This is a genomic window from Phyllobacterium sp. P5_D12 (genome assembly GCF_054049495.1).
Genome location: NZ_JBFUMG010000296.1, coordinates 1 through 5,471 on the forward strand (window position 1 = coordinate 1; position 5,471 = coordinate 5,471).

Annotated in this window: 5 protein-coding genes; 3 read left to right on the top strand and 2 right to left on the bottom strand. The window is 55.1% G+C overall.

Annotated features, from left to right (window positions below):
- The coding region (locus ACXJ5O_RS17545) for an amidohydrolase family protein (protein WP_457301007.1) at positions 1–588 on the bottom strand (588 nt) is incomplete at its 3' end.
- Positions 589–695: 107 nt separating this feature from the next.
- Between ACXJ5O_RS17545 and ACXJ5O_RS17550 the strand changes: the two genes are divergently transcribed.
- Complete coding sequence (locus ACXJ5O_RS17550) at positions 696–1,628, top strand: LysR family transcriptional regulator (RefSeq protein ID WP_457301008.1); 933 nt, start codon at positions 696–698, stop codon at positions 1,626–1,628.
- Positions 1,629–1,689: 61 nt separating this feature from the next.
- On the opposite strand, the gene ACXJ5O_RS17555 is transcribed toward ACXJ5O_RS17550, so the two are convergent.
- A complete protein-coding gene (locus ACXJ5O_RS17555) occupies positions 1,690–2,679 on the bottom strand; it encodes an ABC transporter substrate-binding protein (protein WP_457301009.1) in 990 nt (329 codons plus the stop codon).
- Between the two features lie 267 nt (positions 2,680–2,946).
- Here ACXJ5O_RS17555 and ACXJ5O_RS17560 point away from each other — a divergent pair, with 267 nt between their 5' ends.
- On the top strand, positions 2,947–4,560 hold the full coding sequence (locus ACXJ5O_RS17560; RefSeq protein ID WP_457301010.1) for an FAD-dependent monooxygenase: 1,614 nt from the start codon (positions 2,947–2,949) through the stop codon (positions 4,558–4,560).
- Positions 4,561–4,656: 96 nt separating this feature from the next.
- Positions 4,657–5,403, top strand: a complete 747-nt coding sequence (locus ACXJ5O_RS17565; RefSeq protein WP_457301011.1) for an IclR family transcriptional regulator — start codon at positions 4,657–4,659, stop codon at positions 5,401–5,403.
- The last annotated feature ends 68 nt before the right edge of the window (positions 5,404–5,471 follow it).

A 5,471-nucleotide genomic window follows, 5' to 3' on the forward strand; every position in this document is an offset into this window, starting at 1 on the left:
AGCCATCGCCGCACTGGTCTCGTAAGGCCAACCAAATGTCCACCAGATCTCATATTTCGACTTGGTCTCTGTCGCATAGTCCGGCATCGAAGCGTTACGTGAAGGATGCAGCAAGACCGGTTTGCCGTGTTTCGCGCATACTTCAAAAATCTGGAAAAAGCGTTCCTCGTCGAGCGGCGCGCCGTTGACGTTGGAATGTATCTGTACACCGTTCGCGCCGAGCTCCGTAAACGAACGTTCCGCTTCGCGGGCCGCAGCCTCCGGCGTGTCCATCGGCAATGCCGCGACAAAGCCTGCGAACCGATCAGGGTATTTGCTGACTAGTTCGGCTTGGCCGTCATTGCCAATGCGCGCCAGGTCCAATGCCGTCTGGCCATCACCCATCGCTTCCAGCGGTGGCATTCCGAGTGAAATGATCTGCGTATAATTTTCGAATTCGTCCATTACCCGGAAACGCGTATCGAGATCATAGATGCATGGGACGCCTTGCATCCGCTTGCCGATGTCCTTGCCGGCGCCCTCAAGGGACTGAATGCGCTCCCAAAGAGCTTTCGGGAAGAAATGATTGAACGCGTCGATGTATTGCATAGGAAACTCCTCGATATGGTGGAGTCACACTAGAAACTCTGTTGGTTAGGGACTAATACCGTTTGCTTAAGCGTGTTATAAGTAACGCTTATAGCTCGGGAAACAGCATGAATCTTCGTCAGCTTCGGTACTTTATCACGGTCGCACGCCTCGGCAGTTTCACTGCGGCGGCCCGAATTCTCAACGTGTCCCAACCTGCGCTCGGATATCAATTGAAGCTTCTCGAGGATGAACTCGGCGTGATCTTGCTCCAACGGCACTCTCGTGGCGTGCGCACCACGGAAGCAGGGCGCACCCTGATTGAAACTGGAACCAGGGCATTGGAGGCCTTCGCGGAAGCAGAGCGCTCTGTCGCGCATTTTGGCAAACCCAACAGCAAGCGCATCTCATTGGGCGTTGCACCAACACCGGGCCGTGCCCTGCTGCCAGAACTGTTGCCGCTGGCGACGGGAGCCGGAGATGTTCTGCACATTGTTGTTCAGCAGGGGATGAGCGACGAACTCATCGACGCCATGACACGGGAAGAGCTGGATGCAGCGCTGTGCTACGACCCGCCAGATCTACCGCATATTCGCGTCGTTCCTCTCTATAAGGAATACCTCTACCTTGTCAGCTCGAACGGCGTGACGTCCAACACGGACAACACCGTGCCATTCGACAGGCTGTCGGAGTTTCCGCTGGTGCTTGATGGAAAGGTCCGACCGATCCGACGGCTGATTGATGAGATCRCCACAAGCCGACAGACAAAGCTAGACCTGATCGAGGTGGAACCTGCCAATGTGAAGCGCGAAATCATCATGCATCACGGCCGCAGCACCATCGTGCCATACGGCCTGTTTCTGGATGAGATCCGCGAACAGCGTGTCACAGCGCGCCGCATCACGGACCCTCAACTGGAGCGCACCGTCGCGCTTGTCCTTCACCAATCATTGTCCGCGAACACCGCCCACGTGCTTGAAGCGCTGATCCGCCCGCTTGTTATGCGAATTATTGAGGGCGGCGAACTCGGCTGGCGAAATCCAGACCTACCTCTAATATAAATCGCATATTATGAGAATATTCTGGACAGAGGAGCGATGTTTAACAGGGGCCTCGACCCTATTAAACGCGATATTTCTCCCCGCGCTTTCGTCCTTGTCCGACATCGAAGAATAACTCCTCCAATGGGATCTCACGGTCGATCAAACCTTGCTGATGAGCATAGCCAATAACGGTTTCGAGATTGTGCCGGTTGCGCTCGCCTAGGCCATAGGCCCAAGGATCGTCACCAAGAATGTCAATCTGCTCCTCCCAGGCCTCGCGATACCATGCCAGAGGCACAACACGCGGATTTTCCATCCTCTGTATGGCAAGGCGCTTGGCCTCGTTAAAGGCCTGAAACAGGTTGATCGGTACCCAGGGATGACGCTCAACAATTTCCGGTCGTATTCCCATGACATGCATGATCGGGAAAATACCGGTTCTTTTGTAGTACGAGATCTCGTCCTGCTTGTAGTCAGGGAAGAGACGCCCCACCCGCGGGTCTTTCTCAACGATGGCGTCTATCAGATCCGGATGCAGCAATGCATCGATCTCACCGTCGAGAAGCATGGTTTCAACAGATTTTTCATCAGGCAGGCGCGTCAACTTCAGGCCTGCGGGCGGTGTAAAATCAACATCCTCGTCGAGTTCGGCAAACCATTCGATCGATTGGTGGGGCACACCATATTCGCTTTCGAGAATGCCACGCAGCCACAACGTTGCTGTCACCAGATAATTCTTGACCCCCACACGCCTGCCAATCAGGTCCTTCGGTTCGCGAATGCCGCTCTTGCTGTTGACGAAGATAAAGCCATGCCGGAAGCGGCGGTGGAGGAAGACCGGGATTGCATTGAATGGCAGATCGCGGCCGCGGGCTGTGACGTAGGACGAAAGGGAAACCTCTGCGACATCAAATTCGCCATTTCGGAGAAAGCGCCAGTGGCGCGTCGTCGAATCCATTTCGGTTAGTATCGTCAGGTCTATGCCATCCGGCTTGACCTCCCCCTCCCGCAAAGCCCTAACGATCTCATAGTCACCACACGCCAGGGTCAACTCGACCTTTTTTGTCACTCTTTATCCTCCACAACTACATTTGTATCACCCGCTCCAAGCAGGTGTCATCTATGAATCGGTTCAACAGGTGTGGGTCGGTCCGCCTCACAGGATTAATAATTTTATCCCACATTACGAGATTTTTGTAAATTAGCGATTGACTGGAAATTCCACCTGACGATAAAAAAGAACGATGAAGCAGCGCGGCGATTTCGCCCGTCGCTTATCCGTTCAATTCACGTCGGCCACATATGAACGTTCCGGCGATAACATGAGTGACCTGACATGACAGATACAGATGTCCTTATTGTTGGCGCCGGCCCGGTAGGCCTTACCTTGGCCATCGATCTCGGCCAGCGCGGCGTGAAATGCACGCTTATCGAGCAAAAGGAAGCACCTCAGTTTCTGCCGAAAATGGAACGATGCAACGCGCGGACGATGGAAATTTTCCGCAGGATGGGCCTATCACAAAAGATACGAGCAGCGGGTCTGGACGCCAATGTACCCATGGACGTGTTTGTCGTTCTCGCAATGAACAAGCCCCCGCTGTTACAGCTGCCTTATCCATCTGTTGCGGAGTCACTTGAGCAGATAGCAAAAAGTCAGGATGCCAATCTGCCGCTCGAAGCCTATCAGCTCATCTCACAATACACGCTCGAACCTCTGCTGAAATCCGTAGCCGAAACGCTCCCGTCAGTGACCGTTCGCTATGGATGCGAATTCGTATCCTGCGAACAGGACGATGAGGGTGTGACGGCAAAAACTGTCGATCTTGGCGGCAACATCGAGCAAATACGCGCGAAATACCTCGTCGGCTGTGACGGAGGAGCCAGCCCGGTGCGCAAGCAGCTTGGAATCAAGCTGCGCGGCGAAGGCAATCTCCTGCACTTGCGCCAAGCACTCTACTACAGCGAAGACCTATATGATCGCATTCCAATCGCCGGCGGCCCGGGGAAAGGCCGTCATTATCACGTCGCCGACGGACAGGCGACTTTTCTGATCATGCAGGATTCCACCAAGCACTGGACGTTGCATGCCGTTGTTGAACGCGATGAAGACATGGCGCAGCAGTTCGAAAAGGCGGTTGGTGTGCCGGTCAACTACGAAATGCTTTACGTCGGTCAGTGGAAGCAGAACCTCTTGCTCGCGGATCGCTACGGTGCGGGAAGGATATTCCTCGCTGGCGACTCGGCTCATCTCGTCATCCCGACCGGGGGCCTTGGCATGAACACCGGCGTCGGCGATGCTGTCGATCTTGGTTGGAAACTCGCGGCTACCCTTCAAGGCTGGGGCGGTCCCAACCTGCTGCGTTCTTACGAAATCGAACGCCGACAAATCGGTGACCGAAACGTCGGCGCATCGCGCTACGCATCGCAAGGACGCCGCAAATGGCGTTCGCAATATCGCCCGGACATTGCTGACGACACACCGGAAGGCCAGCACACACGTGATAACCTGACCCGCGTTGCCGACATCGAACAGCGCAAGACCAATGAAATGATCGGGGCCGAACTTGGATACCGCTATGTCGGTTCGCCCGTCATTTGGGATGAACCCGGTGGCCCTGAGCATCTCTTCCGCGAATACAACCCTACCACTTGGCCCGGAGCCCGCTTGCCGCACATCTGGATTGGTGAAGGTGACGCAATTCAAGACCACATCGGCAAAGGCTATACATTGCTGCGGCTTGGCGGATCCTCGGCAGAAACAAGCGCCCTGCAGCAAGAGTTCAAATCGCTCAACGCACCTTTTGAAATCCTCGATATAACGGCCGGCAAAGCCCGTGATATCTATGGATACGATCTCCTTCTGGTGAGGCCAGACATGCACATCGTATGGCGTGGCAATCGCTTGCCGGAAGATATTGCAAGCTTGGCAGCCTTGGCCACAGGACATTGACATCAATTTGATGGAGTTGTGTTCCCTTTAACCCCGGTCTAAATCTCGGCCGTTGGTGAGCCACAAGGCTGATTCCGCTGCATCAGGGAGAAATCTTTGCAGAGTCACGAGCGTATGCTGGGAATTCTCGATCTCTTCGACAGCGACGAGAATTACGTGGCGCTGACTTTCGATGAAATACACGCTCGCGTCGGCTATACGCGCTCCACGCTCTATCGTTATCTGAAAGCGCTGACCGACGCCGGCCTCCTGTCCTCCCTGCCTGGCCTTGGCTATGTGCTCGGCTCGCGCATCATTGAACTCGATTACAAGATCAGGTCGGGCGATCCGCTAATCCGTGCAGCACGTCCCGTCATGGAAGAGCTCGCCAGCCGGTTTTCAGGCATTGCCCTGCTATGCCGGAAGTACCGCGAACATGTCCTGTGTATCCATCAGGAACGCGGCACTGAAACTTTGCAGAGTAATTACGATCGTGGACGCGTCCGCCCGCTGCTCMTTGGCGCTGCCTCGGTCGCGATCCTGGCCTATATTCCGGCGTATCAGTTAAGTAGGCTGTACAATCGAATTCCAGAGGAATTTGATGCGGCGGGCTTCGGCAAGTCGCTTGCTGAAGTCAAAGCAAACCTGAAAGTGCATCGCCAGCAGGGTTGGGTTGTGACGACCGGAGAAGTTACACCGGGAGTAGCTGGTATTGCGGCCCCCGTCTTCGATGGCGAGCATGACGTTCTCGGCAGTCTCAGTCTCACGGTGCGTGAGTCTCAGACGCCGGACAAGGTGCAGCGTATAGCCGAACAAGTCGTGCTTTGCTCGCGCATAATCTCCAACGCTGTGGCACAAAATTAGGAGGCAGTCGCCACCGTTATCGAGACGACTACCTTACCACCTCTCAAGCTGCCAGAAGCGTGCACTTC